The following is a 22,090-nucleotide window of genomic DNA, read 5'->3' as shown; positions in this document are numbered from 1 at the left end:
GATGGATGGTGAGAGCGTCGCGTGTGGCTTCGCTCAGAGATTGCCCGACTGAGCAGTAACTCTGACGAAATCGCAGTCATGCTTGATCAGATGGACAGCATTGCGATTCGTTGGGCAGACGTCCTCATCAGAGAAAAGAAACTACCGACAGGCTCGATTTCCGAAAATGACCGTCAGAAGCTGACTGCATTGAGAGATAGCGTCTGCGGGCAATTGGTAAAATATGGCCTAAAAAGCTTTGACCCCGCTGAATTTGGCATTTCTCAGGATAGCTACCTGCCTATCTACGACAATTTTGACCTGTCTTTCGATATGTCTGCCAGCGATCTTATCCGCCTCGTGTGGGCCTACCTGTTAGGACTGTTGGAGATCGCACGGAAGTTCCCCAACAACCATGCGGGCTTCGTTTTCTTCGATGAGCCGCAGCAGCAAAACGTGAAGGATCTAAGCTTCAGCGCCTTGCTCCAGCGGGCCTATCTAACAAAGGGGTTCAATCAGCAGGTCGTGGTGTCTATCAGCAAACTGCCGCCGGATTTTACCGCCCTCATCCCCGAAGCCGACCGCCATTTGATCGACATTCATGACAAGTGGATGCTGATTCCCGAGTGACCAAGCACGCCTTTGATCTGGAAAATTCTGAGGTAGTCTTCATGCTGCGCATCGACCTGCAAGTTCCCTTTTACGCAAGTCATGATGCGATGATCAATCGCTTGCCCAGGCCTTTCGCAACGGCAGGACATCTGCTCCGCCTGTCGATCCATCCATTAGAGCGGCCAGCTTCCCCGCTGTGCGATCAGCAACAGCCTTCACCGGATCAGCCCCGGCATGGGCGTACCGCTCGGTCGTCCGGCTCTGGGCGTGTCCCAGTGCCTTGCCGACCAGATAGAGGCTGGCTCCGTCAGAGACTGCGAAGGTGGCGAAGGAGTGCCGTAGATCATGGATGCGGACGCCATCAATGCCACACCACTCCCGAACCGTCTCCCAAGCCTTTTGCAGCCCAATAATCGGGCCTTCACTCCGGTTGCTGGGCAGAACCCATTCCGAGGTCCGAGGCAACTCCGCGATGATACGAGCAGCGGCGGCTGGCAATGGAATAGTCTTGGCGCCGGTCTTGGAATCGGGAAGAGCCAGGACGCCACGCTCCAGATTCACATAGTCCCATTTCAAGCTGGTGATCTCGTTTTTGCGCGCGCCGGTCAGAAGCAGCAGCTTGATCGCCGCCCCCATGGTGGTGGAGACCATGCCAAGGTCTTCAAGGATGGCAAGGCCGTAGGCCAAGGTAGAAACCTCGGATGGGGCAAGCGGGCGCTCTTTTTTCTCACCCTTGTAGAGGGTCACTCCCTTGGCCGGGTTGGTGGTCAGCACCTTCCGCGTCACGCCATATTCCAGCATTGCAGACAGGGTTCCCAGGGAGCGGGCAGCCACCCCCTTGCCTCCCTTGACGATAGCGCGGCCACGGAAGCCCGTTTTCTCGTCCCGAGCAGTCTTGCCAGCGGCAACGTCCGCCTGGAACCGCTCAATCTCTTCTTTCGTCAGCAGGCGGGCAATCTTCCGCCCCAGCAGCGGCAGGATATGCCGGTTGATGCAGGACTCATCCTGCGTCCATGAGCTTTCCTTCTTCTTCGGTCGGGCAGCACGACCATCCGGCCCTAGGTAGAGTTCGGCAAGCTCGGCAAGCGTCTCCGCCTTCAGCCTTTCCTGCTTCTCCGCTTGCGGATCGGCACCATCCCGGATGGACTGGAGCATCTTGGCCGCTCGGGTCCGAGCCTCTTCGGGGGTAAAGGCACCATGAGGCCCCAGCGTGAAGCGACGCACAGCCCGGCCCACACGGTATTGGATAAGCCAGGACTTGCGACCGGACGCAAATACGCGGAGCCCAAAACCGGGCAGATCGTCATCCCACAGGAAGTAGTCCCGGCCGTCCGGTTTGGCGGCATCGACAAGACGTTTGGTCAGTTTCGGCATGGCGACTTTCCCCACCCCCTGCGGAATCACTGCGGAATCATGCGGAAGCAAAATCCGGCAATTTCCGGAAACACCGCCTCATTGCAGAACCTCGGAAAATATGGCAAATACAACGAGCTGGCAAGGACAAGCAAACCTGCGGAAGCACCGGAAAACCAAACACCTTAACATTCGCAATGAGGAGGTCAGCGGTTCGATCCCGCTCGGCTCCACCACCGGGATCTCGGCGGAAACGCCGGGATCCCGACCATCCCCCCCAATGACCGTCGCCGGATCAACCAAGCCGCAAACAGTGCAGGCCCGGGTCCGCAGCCCTGGTTAGGGCTTGCCAAGAGGCGGCTTCTCGTCCTCCAATATCCCCTTCCGGGACATCGGCACGGGGACCACCATGGCCATCGACCGCGAATTGAGGGCCGGTCTCGAACAGGGGCTGCGCTTCGCCATGCTGGTGACGCCCAGCGGGCGCTATCTCGACCTCACCTGGACCGAGGTCGAGGCCTGGAAGCCGGAGGACGGTTTCCTGTGGGTCCACCTGGAACGCGACGACCCCCACGCCCAGGCCTGGGTGCGCGGGCAATCCGGCATCGATCCGCTGGTGGCGCTGGCCCTGCTGGCCGAGGAATCCCGGCCTCGCGTCCAGGACGTGGGCGACAGCCTGCTGGTGGTGCTGCGCGGCGTCAACAAGCACAACCCCCACGAGGACAGCAGCATCGACACCGAACTGGTGCCCATCCACATCTGGATGGAAGCCAGCCGCTGCATCTCGCTGCGCGACAAGGACCACAGCCTCAACGCGCTGCGCGATCTGCGCCTGTCCATGATGAACGGCAAGGGACCGCGCGACGCCGGCACCCTGATGGCCCGCATCGCCGAAAAGGTCACCGATCATCTGGGTGACCTGGTGGAGGACCTGGAAGACGAGATCTCCGGCCTGGAAGACCGCATCGCCGCCAACGAAGGCGGTTCGTCCATGCGGGCCCATATCGCCGAGACCCGCCGCCGCGTCGTCCAGTTCCGACGTTATCTGGCCCCCCAGCGCGATGCCCTGTTTCGCCTGCGCCACGACGACGCCGCCTGGCTGTCGGCCGAGTCCAAGACCTATCTGGGCGAGGTCAACGACCGGCTGGTCCGCCATCTGGAGGATCTGGACGAAATCCGCCAGCGTTCCTCGATCTTGCAGGAGGAACAAGCCGCCATGGTCGCCGAACAGGGCAACCGCAACACCTTCGTGCTGTCCATCGTCACCGTGCTGATGCTGCCCATGACCTTCATCACCGGCTTCTTCGGCATGAACACCGGCGCCCTGCCGCTCGGCGCCGACCATTCCCACGGCACCTGGATCGCCACCGCCATCATCTCCGCCGTGGGGGCGGCCACCGCCGTCCTGCTGCGCTACGGCCTGCGGCGGCGGCACTGACATGGGCGGCGGCCTTCGCATCGGCATCGATCTCGGCGGCACCAAGACCGAGGCCGTCGCCCTGGCCGGGGATGGCCGCGAACTGGCGCGACGCCGGGTCGCGACCCGGCGCGGCAGCTATGACGGCACCGTCCGGACCATCCGCGACCTGGTGGAAGGGCTGGAAGCGGAGCTGGGGGCCACCGGCAGCGTCGGCATCGGCATTCCCGGCACCATCAGCCCCAGGACCGGCCTGGTCAAGAACGCCAATTCCACCTGGCTGATCGGCAAGCCGTTCGACCGGGATCTGGAACAGGCCCTGGGGCGTCCGGTGCGGCTGGCCAACGACGCCGACTGCTTCGCCCTGTCCGAGGCCAGCGACGGCGCCGGCGCCGGCTTCGCCACCGTGTTCGGGGTGATCCTGGGCACCGGCGTCGGCGGCGGCCTCGTCATCCATGGGCGGCTGGTCGGCGGCCCGAACGCCATCACCGGCGAATGGGGACACAATCCCCTGCCATGGCCGGAAGGCGACGAACACCCAGGTCCCCGGTGCTATTGCGGCCGGAACGGCTGCGTCGAGACCTTCCTGTCCGGTCCCGGCCTTGCCCGCGACCATGGCGGGGGCCTCTCCGCCGAAGCCATCGCCACCGCCGCCGACCCGGCCGCGCAGGCCGCCCTGGCCCGCTACGAACGCCGGCTGGCCCGCGCCCTGGCGTCGGTGATCAACATCGTCGACCCCCACGTCATCGTCCTGGGCGGCGGCCTGTCGCGCATGGACCGCCTGTACGCCGCGATCCCCCGGCTATGGGGAGAATGGGTGTTCTCGGACCATGTCGACACCTTGTTGCGTCCCCCCCGCCACGGCGATTCCTCGGGCGTCCGGGGGGCGGCCCGGCTCTGGTGATTGTGCAGCCGCACAATGCCGACAAGAATTCCTCCAATTTAACTTCATAAAGCCATAACCATCCCGATCATAATTATCCTTCCGATTTGACCAGCGTCATGTTTTATAGTGCCGGATACATGCACCGTACGATAAGTACATGGCAATTTGCGGGAAACTCGCCAGGATGGATACAAACGTCAATCAGCGCGGCCTCCACGCCTCCAGCGGACCGGTTCATGGACTGAGGCCGGAGGATCTGGCCGCCGTCGCCCGGCTGCCGCTGTTCGGCGACCTGCCCCCCAGCGCCTTGTCCGAGATCACCGTCGACGCCAGCGTGGTCAAGTATGCCCGTAACGACGTCATCTTTCACCAGGGCGACCGGCCGGACGCCCTTCGGGTGGTTCTGGACGGACAGGTCGGCCTGACCGGCACCGTGACCGATGGTGGCGAGACCATGGTCGAAATCCTGAAGGCGGGCGAGATGTTCATCGCCGCCGCCGTCCTGACCGAAAAGCCGTTCCTGATGAGCGCGATCGCGTTGCAGCCGTCGCGCATCCTGGCCCTGCCGGGCGAACGTTTCCGCCGCGACGTGCGCGAACGTCCCGATCTCGCCTTCGTCATGCTGACCTCGCTGTCCAAGCATTTCCGCATGCTGGTGCGCGAGGTCAAGGACCTGAAGCTGAAATCGGCAGCGCAGCGCCTCGCCCTCTACCTGCTGGGGCTGACCGCCAAGCGCGAGGGGTCAACCATCGTTCGCCTGCCCCACAGCAAGAGCGTGATCGCCGCCCGGGTGGGCATCCGGCCGGAAACCCTGTCGCGCGCCTTCGCCCACCTGAAGGAGCGCGGCGTGGTGGTCGACGGCAACGCCGTCGCCATCGCCGACGTCCCCGCCCTCCGGGCCTATTGCCACGAAGGCGAGGAAATCATCTGAGCGACCACGTCATGGCCGGAACCAAGCCGCGGGCGACGACGACGCCCCGCGGCCTTGGCTGCGGCACGGCGCCAGGCGCATGACGCCTCTCCTCCCGGATCATCACCCCACCCGATGGTCCGGCCTTTCGCACGTTTTCCGGAACCGATCCGAGCAAGCCGGTTTTCATTCGTCCCATCCGCCGGTATAGTCCCTTTGTCCAGGCTGATGCCGGAAGGGGAGCACGACTTGACTTTGCGCAACACACCCGAGGTCTTCGAAATCCTCCTGGTCGAGGATAATCCGGGCGATGCCCGCCTGGCGCAGGAAGCGTTGAAGGAAGGGCGCATGACCAGCCGCCTCAAGGTGGTGGTGGACGGAGTCGAGGCCATGGCCTATCTGCGCCGCGACGGACAATACGCCGGGTCGCCTCGGCCGCATCTGGTTCTGCTCGACCTCAACCTGCCGCGCAAGGACGGCCGCCAGGTCCTGGCGGAGATGAAGGCCGACGAGGACCTGCGCCGCATCCCGGTGGTGGTGCTGACCACCTCGCAGGCCGAGCAGGACATCTTGCGCAGCTATGATCTGCACGCCAATTGCTACATCACCAAGCCGGTCGACCTCGACCGCTTCATTTCGGTGGTCCGGTCCATCGAGGAGTATTGGTGCTCCGTCGTCACCCTTCCGCCGCGCTGACCTTCCGGACATGACCAGCCCATCCTCCGGCGGCGCCCCCCTGTCGGTCCTCGTCGTCGAGGACAATCCGGGCGACGCGCGTCTGGTGGAACTCTACCTCCAGGAAGATCCCGCCCATCCGTTCAGGGTCGCCAAGGCCACCCGGCTGGCCGACGGCCTGGAAATCTTGCGGGACCAGTCCATCGACGTGGTGCTGCTGGACCTGTCGCTGCCCGATTCCTTCGGCATGGAGACCCTGTCCAGCCTGCGCGCCGCCTCGTCGGTGCCGGTGGTGGTGCTGACCGGCACCGCCGACGAGGCCCTGGCGCTGGAGGCCTTGCGCCAGGGGGCCCAGGACTATCTGGTCAAGGGACAGGGCGACGGCGAACTGGTGCGGCGCGCCATCCGCTACGCCATCGGCCGGTCCCAGGCCGACGCCGAACTGCGCAACAGCGAGGCCCGGTTCCGTGCCCTGTTCGACAACGCCGGAACCGGCGTCATCCTGTCCAACACCGACGGAACCTATGTCCACTGCAACCCGGCGTTCTGCGCCATGGTCGGCTACGGCGATGCCGAATTGCAGGCCATGTCCTACCGCGACATCACCCATCCCGAGGATGTGATCCGCCACGCCGCCCTGCGCGAGGCGATGGTTTCCGGCGAGCGCGATTCCTACGACCTCACCAAGCGCTATATCGCCAGGGACGGCCGGACCGTCTGGGCGCGGCTGACCGTCACCGCCGTGCGCGACACCCCGGCGGGAGAGGTGCGCTATACCGTGGCGGTGGTCGAGGACGTCACCGAGCGCAAGCGCCTGGAAGACCACATGCGCCTCGCCGCCACCGTGTTCGAGAATACCGGCGAGGGCCTGTTCGTCACCGACGCCGCCCACCGCATCATCCACGTCAATCCCGCCTTCACCGAACTGACCGGATACCGGCCGGACGAAGTCCTGGGCAAAACGCCGCGCATCCTGTCGTCGGGGCGTCACTCCAGCGACTTCTACGATTCCATGAGCGAGAGCCTCGCCGCCACCGGCAAGTGGCAGGGCGAGATGTGGAACCGCCGCAAGACCGGCGAGATGTTCGCTGAATGGCTGAACATCGCCGCCGTCCGCGATGCGAACGACGAGATCACCAATTACGTGGCCGTGTTCTCGGACATCACGTCGCGCAAGCAGGACGAGGAACGCCTCAGCTATCAGGCCAACCACGACCCGCTGACCAGACTGCCCAACCGGACCTTGTTCCAGGAGCGCCTGTCCCGCGCCCTGACCCGCGCCCACCGCAGCCAGACCAGCGTGGTGCTGCTGTTCATCGATCTCGACTTCTTCAAGCAGGTCAACGACACCCTGGGGCATCTGGCCGGCGACCTGCTGCTGCAACAGGTCGCCGAGCGCCTGACCGCCTGCGTCCGCCAGGGCGACACCGTCGCCCGGCTGGCCGGCGACGAGTTCACCGTCATCTTGGAAGACATCACCGAGCCCCATGACGGCGCCCTGGTCGCCCACAAGATCCTGTCGTCGCTGTCGACGCCGTTCGACCTCCAGGGCCGCGAGGCGCGCATCAGCTCGTCCATCGGCGCCGCCATGTATCCCGCCGACGCCGGCGACCCGCAATCGCTGATCAAGCTGGCCGACGCGGCCATGTACCGGGCCAAGCACCAGGGCCGCAACGCCTGCCGGTTCCACTCCGAGACCATCAACGCCCAGGCCTTCGAGCGTCTGGCGCTGGAGAACGCCCTGCGCAACGCGCTCGACCACCGGGAATTCGTCCTTTACTACCAGCCGCTGTTCGATCCTCGCACCGGCCAGGTGACCGCCATCGAGAGTCTGGTGCGCTGGAACCATCCCGAAATCGGCATGGTGATGCCCAACCAGTTCCTGCCGCTGGCCGAGGAAACCGGGCTGATCCTGCCCATCGGCCGGATGGTGCTGGACGAGGCCTGCCGTCAGGCCAGGCAATGGATCGAGATGGGCCACCCCAGGCTTAGGATCTGCGTCAACCTGTCCAGCCGTCAGTTGCGGTCCCCCGATCTGGTGGAAACCGTGGCGGCGGCGCTGGAAACCGCCGGCCTGGCACCCGAGAACCTGGGAATCGACGTCCCGGAAAGCTGCGTCACCGACAAGAACCAGGACCCCAGCGCCATCTTCGCCCGGTTCAAGGCCCTTGGCGTCGGCGTCACCATCGACGATTTTGGATCGGGCTATTCGTCCTTCGCCTTCCTGCGCCGGTTGCCCGCCACCTCGCTGAAGATCGACCAGGACTTCGTGCGCAATGCCGCCGCGACCGCCGAGGACGCCGAGATCGTCACCGCCATCGTCGCGGTGGCGCGCGGACTGCACATGAACGTCATCGCACCGGGCATCGAGACCGAGGGCCAATTGGCCAGCGTCGGAACGTTCGGCTACGATCAGGTCCAGGGTTTCCTGTTCGCCCACCCCATGCCGGCGGCCGAGATGACCGAATTCCTGCGGACCGGCCGCGTTCCGCCGGTCCTGGGATAGTACCGTGCCGCCGATCGCCTCGGCCAATCTGGCGGCGGTGTTCGAGGATGTGTTGTCCGGACGGCGCCGGCTGGTGGTCTGGGGGGCCAGGGACGCCACCGCCGCCAATCTGTGGCAGTGCCCGTTACCCCGGGATTATGTGGTCGACGCCAACCGGCAACTTTGGGGAACCCGTTTCCACGGCCTGCCGGTTCGTGCCCCGGCGGCGCTGAGGAACGAGGCGCCGGACCGGATCGCGGTGCTGATCCACGACCAGTTCGGCGAACATCTCGACCGCGTCGCCGCCTTTCTCGACGACATCGGATCGCCGGACAGCTTCACCCCCGTCTGCCTGGGCGAGGCCGGCGCCAGCCTCGATTCGCCGCCGTCCGGTGGTCATAGCCTCGGGGATCTGGTCACCGCCCCCGTCCCCCCCGCGAATCGGATCGAGCACGCTTGGGCGCTGTGGCGGGCGGCATCGGCCGAGGACCATTGGGACCGCGCCCGGCGCATCCTTGCCCGGTTCCGCGGCCGCACCCGCCGCATGCCGCCGTCCGGCGCGGCCGGCAAGGCGGTCCTGATGATCGAACGGATGCAGCCGGGCGGGGCCGAACGCCAGATCTGCAACCTTGCCATCGGATTGCGCCGCCGGGGGTGGAACGTGGTCCTGGCGACGATGCGGCCGGAGGCGGCGGGGGCCGAGCATTACCTGCGATCGGTTCTCGACGCCGGCGTGCGCCACGTCGTCGTTCCGCCGGCCCTGCCCGACGCCGACGACCTGGGGCCGGCCCTGGTTGCCGCCAAGGGAGCGGAGATCACCGAAATTCTGTGGCACATCCCCGGCTTCCTGCTGCCGCCGGTCATCGCCATGCACGGCCTGCTCGACGCCGAGCGGCCCGATATCGTGGCCTGCCACCTGGACCGGCCCAACGTGATTGGCGCCGTGGCGGCGATCCTGGCGGGGGTGCCGTCGGTCCTGATGTCCGGCCGCAACGTCAACCCCACCCGGCTTCCGCATTTCTACAAGGGGCAGGACAACCATTTCCGCCGTCTCTACCGTCTGGTCCTCGGGTTGCCGGGAATCGTCCTGGCCGCCAATTCCCGCCATGGGGCGTCATCCTATGCCGAGTGGCTGGAGACGGCGCCGACCGACATTCCCGTCATCGCCAACGGCCTGCTGGAGGTCCCGCCCCCCCACGGCCGGAACGCCGCCCCGGCCTGCCGGAGACAAATGGGATTGCCGGCCGGGGGAAAGGTCGTTCTGGGCATCTTCCGCCTCGCCCCCGAAAAGCGGCCGCTGATCTTCGTCGAGGTCTTCGCCCGGCTTCGGCGGGTCATCCCGGACCTGCTGGGCGTCATCTGCGGCGACGGCATGCTGGAAACCCAGGTCGCCGAGCGGATCGAGGCGCTGGGCCTGACCGGAATCCTGCGGCTGGCGCCATCGTCGCCCGATGTCCCGGCCCTGATCGGCATGGCCGACCTGCTGCTGCATGTGGCCGAGGTCGAGGGAACCCCCAACGTCATCCTGGAGGCCCAGGGCGGGGGATTGCCGGTGATCAGCACCCTTGCCGGCGGCACCGGGGAAATCCTGGCTCCGGACCTGCTGGCCCTGGCCACCGACCCGGACGATGTGGACGGGCTGGAACGGAACGCCCTGCGCCTCTTGACCGACGACGTCCTTCGCCGCCGTCTCGGACGCCGGGCCGCCGACCACATGCGGCGGCGGCATTCACTGGAAACACTGGCATCGGAAACCCTGGCCGCCCTGGATCATTGAGCGGAACCCGGCGTCAGCCATCCCAGGGCAGCGACAGGGCGCGCCAACGCTTCCAGGCCTTCTCGGCCTCCTTCAGCAGGGCCGAGCGGCGCGACTGGTGCCAGCCGGCCACCAGGCCGGCGGCCTTGGCCCGCCCGCCCGCCATGTGCCGGCCGGTCAGCTTCGGCGCCGCCACCGCGATGTCGTTCAACTGCCCCAGGACTCCCTGAAGCTCGGCCAACTCGGCCAGATAGACCTTCATCTGCTTGCGCGGCACCAAGGCGGCGAAGAACTCGCCGGCATAGCGGACCTGCTTGCCCAGGATGCGAACCTCGTGCAGTTCCTCGTGGGTCAGGCGGCCGAGGTGATCGTCGGCGGCGGCCAGCAGCTTGCGTGCCGCCTTGCCCATGCGGGCGGTGGCGAAGGGCAGGATCGGGGCGGCCAGGCGGCGCGATCCGGGGAAGTCGGGCGTTCCCAGCCAGGGGCCGGCCTCCACCCACTCGCCCAGTTCCAGGACAAGCCGGGCGAAACGGCGGCTTGCCACCGCCTCCAGCGCGGCGGCGGTGCGGACGCCATGATCGGCCAGCCAATAGGCGCGCAGCGCCGCCAGTCCGTCATGATCGGGATGAGCCTTGGCCACCGGGTCGAGGATTTCGGCGACGAAGACCTCGGCATCGCGGGCGGGACCGAGGCTCTCCAGCAGCCAGCCCACCTCCCGCCGCAATTCCGGCAGCCGCGCGTCCCGGACCACCACCGGACGAAATATCTTGAGGGCGGAACGCAGACGCCTCAGCGCCACCCGCATCTGATGAATGGCCTCGCCGTCGCGGGTGGCCAGCAGGCAACGCTCGTTGACCAGCAGATGGTCGAGGCAGGAACGGGCGATGGCCTGGAACGCCCCGGCGACGGTCATGTCGGGCGACAGACGGGGCGGCCGGCCCTTGACCGGCCGGTCCGTCTCCCCCGCCGCCAGCCGGTAGCCGCGATCGGACTTGGTCAGGGCCAGCGGCCGGGCGGCGACGGCGGCCGTCACCCGCCGCGCCAGCAGGAACAGGTGCTCCGACCGCCCCGAGACCAGTTCCAGTTCCAGTTCCGAGATCGGCGCCGAATGGGGGCCGGCGGTGACCTCGCCGGAATCGAGGGCGGCCTCGACCTCCCAGACGCCGTCCTCGGCCAGGCGGAACAGCGTCCGTTCGAACCGGGTGGTGAACACCGGCCTCAGCGCCGCCACGACCGCAGCGTCGGCGAGAAGCGGCTGGGCGGTTTCAAGCAGATGGGCGGCGTCGGGTTCCAGGCTGTCCACCGGAGCCTCCCACTCGCCGCGGCGAAACAGGCCGGAAGTTCCGGTTCCGGCGGTCTTGACGGTCTGGACCAGTCCACCGCCGGTCTGGCGAATCCGCAACGACAGGCCAGCGGCGGCCAGGGCGAAATCGGGAGTGTCGAAATAGGTCGAGACCAGGGAGCGGGTCGCCGGCGGAGCCTTGGCGAGGGAGGCGAGACAGGAGTGCCCCCGCAGTTCATCCGCGTCCTCGGGGGTCAGGCCCAGCTTCAGTTCGATCTCTTGACCGGTCATGGGCGGCAACCATACCAGGGAAGCAACCGGACGCCAATCTTGGCAAAGTTAGCAAAGTATGAACTTTCTCCGACGCATGATGCGAACAGGCGTGCCCGCCTGTCTGCCGTGGGGGACGAGGACGATGACCATGGGACCAATCAGCCGGATCGTCTTGGCCGCCATGACGGCCGGGACCCTTGCCGGATGCGGCGCCATCAATGACCCGCGGGGATTGCGCGACGCCCTGGACGGCGCGCTGATCTTCGGCGACGACAGCCCCGACAAGGCCATGAATTTCCTTGCCCGCGGCGACTACCCCAACGCCGAGCGCCACGCCATCGCGGCGCTGCGCAAGAACCCCAAGGACCCCTACGCCCTTTACGTCTCCGGCATGGTCTATCAGGCCACCGGCCGCTACGACCTCGCCCGCCAGTATTACGAGGTCATCCTGGTCAACCGGCCCCAGGTCACCATCACCGTGCTGGCCGAGGGCGCGCCCCAGGTCAAGACCCTGATGGACGTGGCCCAGGCCAATATCCGGGTGATCGACAAGCTGACCGGCCGCCATGTGCCGCGCACCGCCTCGCAGGCCGGCCGGACGCCCGAGACGGTGTTGCCGTCGGGCGAGCCGGTGATGCCGGCCGGAATCGGCCGCGGCGCGGTGTCGGCCCAGCCGCTGGACGGCGCCGCGGCGGCCGGCGGAGTCCAGGCTGAGGCCAACGTGGCCAGCCGTTTCCGCATCCTGAAGCGGCTGCTGGACGAGGGGCTGGTCACCCAGGATGAATATTCCCGCCGGCGCGGCACCAATCTCGGCGCCCTGACCCCCTATTCGGCGGCGACGCCGCCGGCCCAGGGGCTGGAACGGCCCGGCCCCACTGACGCGCAGGTGGTGGACCGGCTGAAGGATCTGGCCAAGGCGCTGGAGACCCGCGCCATCTCGCCGACCGAGCATGCCGCCGAGCGCTCGGCCATTCTCGACGCGCTGCTTCAGGCCGAGCCGCGCCGGATGGAACTGCCGGCGCTGCCGCCCAGGGACGTCATGGAGGCCGCCACCGCCGTCGGCCGGGTCGAGCGGCTGCGGGCCGCCGGACTGGTCTCGGGCGAGGAGGCCGGAAAGGAACGCGCCGCCATCGAGCGCCAGCTGGATTCCCAGCTCGCCAAGGTGCCGGTCAGCGGCACCGCCACCGGTCTGCGCCAGGGTGCGCCGCCGCCCGCCAATGCCGGCGGCGCCAAGCCCGGCGGCGCGCCGGGAGTGCAGCTCGGCACCGCCAGGACCGAGGAGGCCGCCCGGCAGACCTGGGACAAGATCAAGGCCAAGTTCCCCGAGGAACTGGGAAGCTTCAACGCCGCCATGTACCAGCAGAATCTGGGCGAGAAGGGCGTGCGCTGGCGCATCGTCGCCGGCCCGCTCAAGAGCCGGGACGAGGCGGTCAAGCTGTGCAAGATTCTCAAGCTCCATCGCCAGTCCTGCGAAACGGCAAGCTTTTGATGCAAATCAGCCCTGCCGGGGATGGACTGGCGGTTGTCGCCGCATGGTCATAATATGGGCGGTGGAGATGGTGCGGATGTGGTCGAGGGGGATGCCATGACCTTCAAGGATATCCTGGTTCATGTGGACGATTCGGCGCGCGCCGCGATCCGGCTTGACGTCGCCATCGCCCTGGCGGCCGAGCATCAGGCCCATCTGGTGGCTCTCAACGTCCGGCCCCAGGGGCCGCGCACCGCCGCCATCGGCGCGCCGTTCGGCAACGAGTTGGAAGCGGCCATGGCGCGCAACGACGCCGAGGCGGCGGGCCGGACCCGGGCCATGGTCGAATCTCGTCCGGTTCCCGACGGCTTGGCCGTGGAATGGCGCGACGTCATCGGCGACCCGGTCGACGAAGTGGCGCTGCATGCCCGCTATTGCGACGTGGCGGTGATCGGCCAGACCGAACCCGACGCCCCCGGCGGTCGCCCGCTGGCCGACAATCTGGTGCTGGCGGTGGGACGGCCGCTGCTGGTGATTCCCCATTCCGGCCGTTTCTCGGCCATCGGGCGGCGGGTTCTGCTGGCCTGGAACGGCAGCCGCGAGGCCACCCGGGCGGTTCACGATTCCATGCCGGTCCTGGCGAGGGCCGCCGTCGTCCATGTCATCGCCGTCAATCCCGGCCATGGTCAGGACGGCCACGGTGACGTCCCCGGCGCCGACATCTGCCTGCACCTGTCGCGCCATGGCGTCAACGCGGTGTGCGAGCAGATTCGCACCGACGACCTCGACGTGGGCGAGATGCTGCTCAACCGCGCCGCCGACGAGGACTGCGACCTGATCGTCATGGGCGGCTACGGCCGCTCCCGCCTGCGCGAGATGGTGCTGGGCGGCGCCACCCGCCATCTGCTGGAACACATGACCGTGCCGGTGATGCTCAGTCATTGAGGGGACCTGAACGCTCCCCCCCCCCCCCCTCAAATCCCGCCCATGCAGAGATACTTGATCTCCAGGAAGTCCTCGATGCCGTACTTGGAGCCCTCGCGGCCCAGGCCGGATTCCTTCATGCCGCCGAACGGGGCCACCTCGGTGGAGATGATGCCCTCGTTGATGCCGACGATGCCATATTCCAGGGCACGCGACACCCGCCACACCCGCCCGACGTCACGGGAATAGAAATAGGCGGCCAAACCGAATTCGGTGTCGTTGGCCATGGCGACGGCCTCGTCCTCGGTCTTGAAGCGGAACAGCGGCGCCACCGGACCGAAGGTCTCTTCCCGGGCCGGCAGCATGGCCGGAGTGACGTCGGCCAGGATAGTGGGCTCGAAGAACGTGCCGCCCAGGGCGTGACGCCGGCCGCCGGTCACCAGCCGCGCCCCCTTGGCCAGGGCGTCGGCGATGTGGCGCTCGACCTTGACCACCGCGTCCTCGTTGATCAGCGGCCCCTGCTGGGTCTCGCCCAGCAGGCCCGGCCCAACGGTCAGGCCGGCCACCGCCCTGGACAGCCGGGCGGCGAATTCATCGTAGATTCCGTCTTGGATCAGCAGGCGGTTGGCGCAGACGCAGGTCTGGCCGGTATTGCGGTACTTGGACGCCATGGCGCCCGCCACCGCCGCGTCCAGATCGGCGTCGTCGAACACGATGAACGGGGCGTTGCCGCCCAGTTCCAGGCTCAGCTTCTTGACCGTGCCGGCGCATTGACGCATCAGCAGCTTGCCGATCTCGGTGGAGCCGGTGAACGACAGCTTGCGCACCAGCGGGCTGGCGGTAAGCTCGCCGCCGACCATGGCGGGGTCGCCGGCGGTGACGACGTTGAACACGCCGGCCGGCATGCCGGCACGCCCGGCCAGCTCCGCCAGGGCCAGCGCCGACAACGGCGTGTCCTCGGCCGGCTTGACCACCACGGTGCAGCCGGCCGCCAGGGCGGGGGCGCATTTGCGGGTGATCATGGCGATGGGAAAGTTCCACGGCGTGATGGCGGCGACCACGCCGACCGGTTCCTTGGTGACGACGATGCGCTTGCCCGCCGCATGTTCGGGAATGACGTCGCCGTAGACCCGCTTGGCCTCCTCGGCGAACCACTCGATGAACGAGGCGCCATAGGCGACCTCGCCCCTGGCCTCGGCCAGGGGCTTGCCCTGCTCGGCGGTCATCAGCACGGCGAGATCGGATTGCGCCGCCATCACCAGATCGAACCAGCGGCGCAGGATTTGCGAACGTTCCTTGGCCGTCCGCCCCCGCCAGTCCGGCCCGGCGGCATGGGCGGCGGCGATGGCCCGGCGGGTTTCCGCCGCCCCCATGGCGGGAACGTGCCCCAGAACCGTTCCGTCGGCCGGATTGGCGACCGGAAACACGGCCCCGTCGTCGGCATCCAGCCACATCCCGTCAATGTATGCTTTGTTGCGGAACAATGACTTGTCGGCAAGGGCGATCATGGGCAACATCCAGGGCTGGGGGAGAAACCGTCGGGACCTCAGGGTACCGCTGACGGAGCCATAAATCAAAGGGGCCGCCATGACCGCCGAGTTGACGTGTTTGGGCCGACGTTCGCTCTATCTCGACATCTGCGGTCACGAGATGCACGTCAGCGAATGGGGCGAACGGAACGCGCCCGCCCTGGTGATGTGGCATGGGCTGGCCCGCACCGGCCGCGATTTCGACGTGGCGGCCCGGCACTTCGCCCGACGCTATCGGGTGATCTGCCCCGACACGCTGGGGCGCGGCCTGTCGGGATGGTCGGCCAATCCCGACCGCGACTACACCCTGGAGGCCTATGCCGACCACGCCGTCGCCCTGCTGACCGTCCTGGGGATCGAGCGCTGCAAGTGGGTCGGAACCTCCATGGGTGGATTGCTGGGCATGAGCCTGGCGGCCGGCCCGCTGAAGCGCCGGATCGAGCGCCTGGTGGTCAACGATATCGGCCCCCGCCCCAACCCGGCGGCGATCACCCGCATCCGCGCCTATGTCACCGCCCGGCCCAGCTTCGCCAACATGCGGGAGTTCGAGGCTTTCCTGCGCCGGATCTATCTGCCGTTCGGACCGCTCGGCGATCGGGAATGGCGAGCGATGGCCGAGACCTCGGCACGCCGGCGCGACGACGGCAGCATCACGGTTCACTACGATCCCGAGATCATGCGGGTGTTCGCCGACCAGCCGGACGGCCTGCATTGCTGGCCGGTCTGGGACGGCGTCGACTGCCCCACCCTGGTCCTGCGGGGCGAGGATTCCGACGTTCTGCTGCCCGAAGTCGCCGAGGAAATGACCCGGCGCGGCCCCGGCGCCAGCCTGGTGACCCTGCCCGGCTGCGGCCACGCCCCGATGCTGAACGTGCCCGACCAGATCCAGGTGGTCGAGAACTTCCTGGCCGAGCGCGGCTCGAGCGGCGAGCCCCATATCTGAAGCACCCTGACGGAGTGGATTTGGCTCAGAATCGAGGCAAGGGGCGCCGAGCGTAGCCTGCGCTACGGTCAAGCCCGTTGCCGAAGGTAATGGGGCAAATCCGCCCGTCCCACGCATGCTCCGCATGCATTTTACCGAAGTGTCGGCGAAGCCGACGGCGGGTTTCCATGGGGCGGGCATCCGCTGCGTTCCGCTTCTTGCCCGATGCGCCGCATCGCGCCGCGAAGCGCGCCTCGCGGTCTGTCTCGCCCCATGAGAAACAGGGCCGTTTCAGATATGGGGCTCGACGCTCTAGCATCCCTCCCAGCGCGGATGGCGCTTGGTCAGGAAGGCGTCGATGCCTTCCCGCGCGTCCCTGGCCAGCAGGTTGGCGGTCATCACCCCGGCCGCGTAGGCATAGGCCTCGTCCAGCCCCATCTCGGCCTGACGGTAGAACGCCTCCTTGCCCAGCCTGACGGTATGGGGCGACTTGGCGGCGATCAGACCCGCCATGCCGGCCACCTCGGCGTCCAGCCGCTCCGGCGCCACGGCGCGGTTGATCAGGCCCCACGCCTGGGCGGTGGCGGCATCGACCGGCTGGCCCGACAGCAGCATCTCCATCGCCTGCTTGCGCCCGACCACCCTGGACAGCGCCACCATGGGGGTCGAGCAGAACAGGCCGATATTGACGCCGGGAGTGGCGAACCGGGCGGTATCGGCGGCATAGGCCAGATCGCAGCTGGCCACCAGCTGGCAGCCGGCGGCGGTGGCCATGGCGTGGACGCGGGCGATCACCGGTTGGGGCAGCCGCACGATGGCCGTCATCACCCGGGCGCATTGGGCGAACACCGCCGCCACCGCATCGCGCCCCTCCAGTTCCTGCATTTCCTTGAGATCATGGCCGGCGCAGAAGGCCGGACCGTTGGCCGCCAGCACCACCGCCTTGACCGAACGGTCGGCGGCAAGGGCCGCCAGGGCGCTTTCCATCTCGGTCATCAGGGCGATGGACAGGGCGTTGCGGGCGGCGGGACGGTTGAGGGTGATGGTGGCGACGCCCCCCTCGACATCGCGCAGCAGGATGGATTCGGACATGACCAAAGGCTCCTTGATGCGGCCGGCGGGAGCGGCCAAACTGGTCCGACCACTTTATACCCCGGAGACCTCATGTCCGCCATAACCGCCGACGTCTTCAACGACTTGCTGGCCGAGAAACTGCCCATGGGAGTGGCGCTCGGCATCCGCGCGCTCTCGATGGGCAAGGGCACCGCCCGGCTGGTCATGCCGTTCGGCCCCCACCTGACCCGGCCGGTGGACGTGGTCTGCGGCCCGGCGCTGATGACCCTGGCCGACGTGGCGCTTTACGCCGCCGTGCTGTCCGAGATCGGGCTGGTGGAAATGGCGGTGACCAGCAACCTCAACATCAGCTTCCTGCGCAAGGCCGAACGCTGCGACGTGATCGCCGAGGCCAGCCTGCTCAAGCTGGGCCGCCGTCTCGCCATGGGGGCGGTCGAACTGATCGCCGCCGGCAGCGACGATCTGGTGGCCCATGTGACGGCGACCTACGCCATTCCGTGACCCATCCCGACGGCTTGACTGGGACCGGCGGCGGGCGCACCATCCGAATGTATTAAACTGTGACGGCGCCAGCGCCATGAACGAGTCGTCCAAGCCAGCAACCAGAATCGGCACCCTGGTCTCGGAACGGGTGGCCGACTGCATCCTGGCCCGCATCGCCTCGGGCGAGTGGGGGCCGGGGCACCGCCTGCCCGGAGAGCGGCAGCTGGCCGAGGACCTGGGGGTCAGCCGGGTCTCGGTCCGGGCCGCCCTGCAAGGCCTGAAGGCGCGGGGCCTGCTGGACGCCGTCCAGGGCGGCGGCACCCGGGTGATCGCCTCGGCCCAGGCCATGGACCCCGGCATGCTGGACCTGGTGCGGGTCGATGCCGGAAACCTGACCGACCTGGCCGAGATCCGCGCCATCCTCGAAGTCTGGGCGGTGGGGCGCGCCGCGCTTCGCCGCACCCAGGCCGACCTGGACGAACTGACCGGAATCATGGCCGCCACCGAGGCCGACATCTCCGCCGGCCAGCACAAGAGCGAGAACGACGTCCGCTTTCACCTGGCCGTCGCCCGCGCCTCGCAAAGCGGCATCTACCAGCACATCGTCGCGGTGATCCGGGGCGTGCTGCGCGAGATGGTGGAGTATCACCGCTACGAGCTGTTTCCCACCCGCGAAGACGACGTCATGATCCTGGAACAGCACCGCGCCGTGTTCAACGGCATCAAGGCCCGCGACCCCGAGGCGGCCCAGGCCGCCATGCGCCTTCATCTCGGCTGGGTGCTGGACCGCTATGCCCGCGAGAAGGCCGTCAAAAAACCATAACGTAGCCACGGCGTTCTCCCGGCGGTATGGTGCGCCGGCATTGACCACGAGGACTCCCATGAGAAGAACAAGAAAAGCCAAGATCATCGCCACCCTGGGACCGGCCACGTCGACCCCCGAGGCGATCGAGAAGCTGTTTCGCGCCGGCGCCGACGTCTTCCGGCTGAACTTCAGCCACGGCAGCCACGCCGACCACAAGGCCCGCCTCGACGCCATCCGCGATCTGGAACGGGCGGTTCACCGCCCCATCGCCATCCTGGCCGACATGCAGGGCCCCAAGCTGCGGGTCGGCGACTTCCGGGACGGCAAGGTCCGCATCGAGGCCGGGGCCTCCTTCCGCCTCGACATGGATCAGACTCTGGGCGATCACCTGCGGGCGCCGCTGCTCCATCCCGAGGTCTTCGCCGCCATGACCAAGGGCAGCGAATTGCTGATCGACGACGGCAAGATCCGGCTGCGGGTCGAACGCCACGGCCCCGATTTCGCCGACACCAGGGTGCTGGTCGGCGGCGAGGTGTCCAATCACAAGGGCGTCAACGTCCCCAACGTCATGCTGCCCATCTCGCCGCTGACCGAGAAGGACTTGGCCGACCTGGAATTCGCCGTGGAGATGGGCGCCGACTGGATCGCCCTGTCCTTCGTCCAGCGCCCCTCGGATGTGGCCGAGGCCCGGCGGCTGATCTCCGGCCATGTGGGATCGCGGGTCCGGATATTGTCCAAGCTGGAAAAGCCGTCGGCCATCGACCAGCTTCACGACATCATCGAACTGTCCGACGCGGTGATGGTGGCACGCGGCGACCTTGGCGTCGAGTGCCCGCCTGAAACGGTTCCCATCCTGCAAAAGCGCATCATCCGGGCGTGCCGACAGGCGGGAAAGCCGGTGGTGGTCGCCACCCAGATGCTGGATTCCATGGTTCATTCGCCGTCCCCCACCCGCGCCGAGGCCTCGGACGTCGCCACCGCCGTCTATGACGGCGCCGACGCGGTGATGCTCTCGGCCGAGACCGCCACCGGCGAATTCCCGGTCGACGCGGTCACCATGATGAACCGCATCGTCGCCCAGGTGGAGCAGGACGAACATTATCTGGTCATCGCCGAGGCGTCGCGGATGGAGCCGGAGAACACAACCCGCGACGCCATCAGCGCCGCCGCCCGTCAGGTGGCCCATACCCTGGGATCGGCCGCCATCGTCACCTTCACCTCGTCGGGATCGACCACCCTGCGGGCCGCGCGCGAACGGCCGGAACAGCCGATCCTGTCCGTCACCTCCGACGTGGAGGTGGCCCGTCAGATGGCGCTGGTGTGGGGGGCGCATTCGGTCCTGGCCAAGGATGTCCGCAGCTTCACCGAAATGGTCCAGAAGGCCGCCCATTTCGCCGAGACCGAGGGCTTCGCCGCCATCGGCGATTCCATCGTCATCACCGCCGGCGTGCCGTTCGGCTTTTCCGGCTCGACCAATATCTTGCGGGTGGCCGAGATCGAGGACCCCAACGCCCACCACCACGGGCCGCACCGGCCGCACCATTCCGACTGATCAGCGGCAGCCCGGCGACAGCCTGGCGGCCTGTTCCAGCGTGGCGGTGGCGGCAAGACGGGGAGCGCAGGCGGCGGTGGAGACGGGACCGGGGGCCAGCAGAGAGGGCACCGCCCGCGCCGGAACGATCGTGGCCGGTTCGATCTTCGGCTGGGGCGGCGGCGATGCCGGCGGGTCGACCGTCAGGGTCACGATCTCCGGCTCGGCCGGCGGAGAGGGCGGCAGAGGCTCCAGAATGGCCGGCAGAAGCGCCGCCGCTCCGGATGCGGGGGGGGCGACACCGTCCTGTCCGGCAGCGGTGGGCGAAACGGGCGCGGAGGATTCGTCCGGCGCACTGAAAATACGGCCGATCCCCTCGATCATGTCGCTCAGCGCCTCGGCGATGGGGTCGGCGGCGACCGTTTCGGCATCGGTCTCGGCGGCGGCGGCGGAAAAAGCCACCAGAACCGCCATGGCGAAGCCGGCCGCCGACGGCAGGAACCCCAACCGCATGCCCCGGCTACTCCGCCAGATCGATGGCGTAGTTCTCGATCACGGTATTGGCCAGCAGGCCCTTGCACATCTGCTCGACGGCGACCCTGGCCTTGGCCGGGTCGGTCTCGGCCAGATCCAGCTCGATATACTTGCCCTGGCGCACGTCGTTGACGCCGCCGAATCCCAGCGATCCCAGCGCATGCTGCACAGCCTTGCCCTGGGGATCGAGGACGCCGGTCTTGAGGGTGATGTGGACTTTGGCTTTCACGGGATTCTTTCCGTTCATCATGGACGTAAACAAGGAAGAGGAGAGGCCGGAGCCCCTCCTTTACTGCATGGTCGCCGGCCCCTTCAGGTCGCGGGGGCCGCCCTCGGGCAGGATGCCGAGACGGCGGGCGACCTCCTGATAGGCTTCCTCGACCCCGCCGAGATCGCGGCGGAAGCGGTCCTTGTCCATCTTGTCGCCGGTCTTCATGTCCCACAGACGGCAGGAATCCGGGCTGATCTCGTCGGCCAGAACGATCTGCATGTCGTCGCCGTTGTAAAGGCGGCCGAACTCGATCTTGAAATCCACCAGCCGGATGCCGACGCCCAGGAACAGGCCGATCAGGAAATCGTTGATGCGTAAGCTGAGCGACATCATCTCGTCCAGGTCCTGGGTGGTGGCCCAGCCGAAGGCGGTGATGTGCTCCTCCGACACCATGGGATCGCCCAGCGCGTCGGACTTGAAGTAATATTCGACGATGCAGCGCGGCAACGGCGTGCCTTCCGACAGGCCGAAACGTTGCGACAGCGAGCCGGCGGCGACGTTGCGGATCACCACTTCCAGCGGAATGATCTCGACCTCGCGCACCAACTGCTCGCGCATGTTGAGGCGGCGGACGAAATGGGTGGGAATGCCGATCTCGCCCAGGCGCAGCATCAGATACTCGGAGATGCGGTTGTTCAGCACCCCCTTGCCGGTGATGGTGCCCCGCTTCTTGTTGTTGAAGGCGGTGGCGTCATCCTTGAAATACTGGACCAGGGTGCCGGGCTCGGGACCTTCGAACAGGACCTTGGCCTTGCCTTCGTAAATCTGTCTGCGTCTTGCCATGGAAAGCATCCGGGAATGATGGGCGCGCGTTGATGCGCACGGAAACGGCCCGACGGCGTCGATCGACGCCCATGTCGAACCGTCCGGGTTTGGTATAGCAGGGATGCCGGGGGGAGACAATCAGCACAAGCCCCCCAA

20 protein-coding genes are annotated in these 22,090 nt (G+C 67.3%); 13 read left to right on the top strand and 7 right to left on the bottom strand.

The features are described 5' to 3' along the window. Window positions 1-78 precede the first annotated feature (78 nt). On the top strand, window positions 79-609 hold the full coding sequence (locus tag MTBSS4_RS13765) for a hypothetical protein (protein WP_173983988.1): 531 nt from the start codon (window positions 79-81) through the stop codon (window positions 607-609). A gap of 93 nt (window positions 610-702) precedes the next feature. Here the strand turns inward: MTBSS4_RS13765 and MTBSS4_RS13760 are convergent, their stop codons facing one another. Beyond that, complete coding sequence (locus MTBSS4_RS13760) at window positions 703-1,965, bottom strand: site-specific integrase (RefSeq protein ID WP_173983987.1); 1,263 nt, start codon at window positions 1,963-1,965, stop codon at window positions 703-705. 388 nt (window positions 1,966-2,353) lie between these two features. Here MTBSS4_RS13760 and MTBSS4_RS13755 point away from each other — a divergent pair, with 388 nt between their 5' ends. The 6 genes from MTBSS4_RS13755 (at window position 2,354) to MTBSS4_RS13730 (ending at window position 10,094) form a co-directional block, all read left to right on the top strand. Next, window positions 2,354-3,382 carry a CorA family divalent cation transporter gene (locus MTBSS4_RS13755; RefSeq protein ID WP_173983986.1) on the top strand — a complete coding sequence of 343 codons (1,029 nt, stop codon included), beginning with the start codon at window positions 2,354-2,356 and terminating at the stop codon, window positions 3,380-3,382. Between the two features lies 1 nt (window position 3,383). Beyond that, window positions 3,384-4,265, top strand: a complete 882-nt coding sequence (locus MTBSS4_RS13750; RefSeq protein WP_173983985.1) for an ROK family protein — start codon at window positions 3,384-3,386, stop codon at window positions 4,263-4,265. Between the two features lie 166 nt (window positions 4,266-4,431). Then, complete coding sequence (locus MTBSS4_RS13745; protein ID WP_173983984.1) at window positions 4,432-5,178, top strand: cyclic nucleotide-binding domain-containing protein; 747 nt, start codon at window positions 4,432-4,434, stop codon at window positions 5,176-5,178. A gap of 228 nt (window positions 5,179-5,406) precedes the next feature. Beyond that, window positions 5,407-5,853, top strand: coding sequence for a response regulator (locus MTBSS4_RS13740; RefSeq protein WP_254432549.1), 447 nt, complete (start codon window positions 5,407-5,409; stop codon window positions 5,851-5,853). A gap of 10 nt (window positions 5,854-5,863) precedes the next feature. After that, window positions 5,864-8,338: an EAL domain-containing protein gene (locus MTBSS4_RS13735; protein ID WP_173983983.1), complete on the top strand. Its 2,475-nt coding sequence runs from the start codon at window positions 5,864-5,866 to the stop codon at window positions 8,336-8,338. A 4-nt stretch (window positions 8,339-8,342) separates the two neighbouring features. Beyond that, complete coding sequence (locus MTBSS4_RS13730) at window positions 8,343-10,094, top strand: glycosyltransferase (RefSeq protein WP_173983982.1); 1,752 nt, start codon at window positions 8,343-8,345, stop codon at window positions 10,092-10,094. 13 nt (window positions 10,095-10,107) lie between these two features. On the opposite strand, the gene MTBSS4_RS13725 is transcribed toward MTBSS4_RS13730, so the two are convergent. After that, entirely contained in the window at window positions 10,108-11,646 is a 1,539-nt protein-coding gene (locus tag MTBSS4_RS13725) for a CYTH and CHAD domain-containing protein (RefSeq protein WP_173983981.1), read from the bottom strand. A gap of 124 nt (window positions 11,647-11,770) precedes the next feature. Between MTBSS4_RS13725 and MTBSS4_RS13720 the strand changes: the two genes are divergently transcribed. Together MTBSS4_RS13720 and MTBSS4_RS13715 are read left to right on the top strand one after the other, a co-directional pair. Beyond that, window positions 11,771-13,117 carry a tetratricopeptide repeat protein gene (locus MTBSS4_RS13720; RefSeq protein ID WP_254432548.1) on the top strand — a complete coding sequence of 449 codons (1,347 nt, stop codon included), beginning with the start codon at window positions 11,771-11,773 and terminating at the stop codon, window positions 13,115-13,117. Between the two features lie 96 nt (window positions 13,118-13,213). Further along, complete coding sequence (locus MTBSS4_RS13715; RefSeq protein ID WP_173983980.1) at window positions 13,214-14,041, top strand: universal stress protein; 828 nt, start codon at window positions 13,214-13,216, stop codon at window positions 14,039-14,041. A 29-nt stretch (window positions 14,042-14,070) separates the two neighbouring features. Here the strand turns inward: MTBSS4_RS13715 and MTBSS4_RS13710 are convergent, their stop codons facing one another. Continuing rightward, window positions 14,071-15,528, bottom strand: coding sequence for an NAD-dependent succinate-semialdehyde dehydrogenase (locus tag MTBSS4_RS13710; RefSeq protein WP_173983979.1), 1,458 nt, complete (start codon window positions 15,526-15,528; stop codon window positions 14,071-14,073). Between the two features lie 79 nt (window positions 15,529-15,607). On the opposite strand from MTBSS4_RS13710, the gene MTBSS4_RS13705 reads away from it, so the two are divergent. Next, a complete protein-coding gene (locus MTBSS4_RS13705) occupies window positions 15,608-16,492 on the top strand; it encodes an alpha/beta fold hydrolase (protein ID WP_173983978.1) in 885 nt (294 codons plus the stop codon). Between the two features lie 291 nt (window positions 16,493-16,783). On the opposite strand, the gene MTBSS4_RS13700 is transcribed toward MTBSS4_RS13705, so the two are convergent. Continuing rightward, a complete protein-coding gene (locus MTBSS4_RS13700; RefSeq protein WP_173983977.1) occupies window positions 16,784-17,563 on the bottom strand; it encodes an enoyl-CoA hydratase in 780 nt (259 codons plus the stop codon). A 72-nt stretch (window positions 17,564-17,635) separates the two neighbouring features. Here MTBSS4_RS13700 and MTBSS4_RS13695 point away from each other — a divergent pair, with 72 nt between their 5' ends. The 3 genes from MTBSS4_RS13695 to pyk all read left to right on the top strand — a co-directional run bounded on the left by MTBSS4_RS13695 (window position 17,636) and on the right by pyk (window position 20,385). Continuing rightward, window positions 17,636-18,046 (top strand): PaaI family thioesterase, encoded by a 411-nt coding sequence (locus tag MTBSS4_RS13695; RefSeq protein ID WP_173983976.1) that lies wholly within the window; start codon window positions 17,636-17,638, stop codon window positions 18,044-18,046. 76 nt (window positions 18,047-18,122) lie between these two features. Continuing rightward, the gene (locus MTBSS4_RS13690; RefSeq protein ID WP_173983975.1) at window positions 18,123-18,851 is read left to right on the top strand and encodes a FadR/GntR family transcriptional regulator; all 729 of its coding nucleotides are present in this window, start codon (window positions 18,123-18,125) and stop codon (window positions 18,849-18,851) included. A 58-nt stretch (window positions 18,852-18,909) separates the two neighbouring features. Next, entirely contained in the window at window positions 18,910-20,385 is a 1,476-nt protein-coding gene (gene pyk / locus MTBSS4_RS13685) for a pyruvate kinase (RefSeq protein WP_173983974.1), read from the top strand. Here pyk and MTBSS4_RS13680 read toward each other — a convergent pair whose 3' ends face one another. From MTBSS4_RS13680 to purC, 3 genes are read right to left on the bottom strand one after another with little or no spacing between them, the layout of a single operon-like run. Beyond that, window positions 20,386-20,877 carry a hypothetical protein gene (locus tag MTBSS4_RS13680; RefSeq protein WP_173983973.1) on the bottom strand — a complete coding sequence of 164 codons (492 nt, stop codon included), beginning with the start codon at window positions 20,875-20,877 and terminating at the stop codon, window positions 20,386-20,388. 7 nt (window positions 20,878-20,884) lie between these two features. Next, entirely contained in the window at window positions 20,885-21,127 is a 243-nt protein-coding gene (gene purS / locus MTBSS4_RS13675) for a phosphoribosylformylglycinamidine synthase subunit PurS (RefSeq protein ID WP_173983972.1), read from the bottom strand. A 60-nt stretch (window positions 21,128-21,187) separates the two neighbouring features. After that, window positions 21,188-21,952 carry a phosphoribosylaminoimidazolesuccinocarboxamide synthase gene (gene purC / locus MTBSS4_RS13670; RefSeq protein ID WP_173983971.1) on the bottom strand — a complete coding sequence of 255 codons (765 nt, stop codon included), beginning with the start codon at window positions 21,950-21,952 and terminating at the stop codon, window positions 21,188-21,190. Between the last annotated feature and the right edge of the window lie 138 nt (window positions 21,953-22,090).

Origin of the sequence: Magnetospirillum sp. SS-4 (assembly GCF_902729425.1) — a bacterium.
In the GTDB taxonomy this organism is placed as follows: domain Bacteria; phylum Pseudomonadota; class Alphaproteobacteria; order Rhodospirillales; family Magnetospirillaceae; genus Phaeospirillum.
Note: the sequence above shows the minus strand (reverse complement) of the source record. Positions and strands in the feature narration are given on the sequence as shown.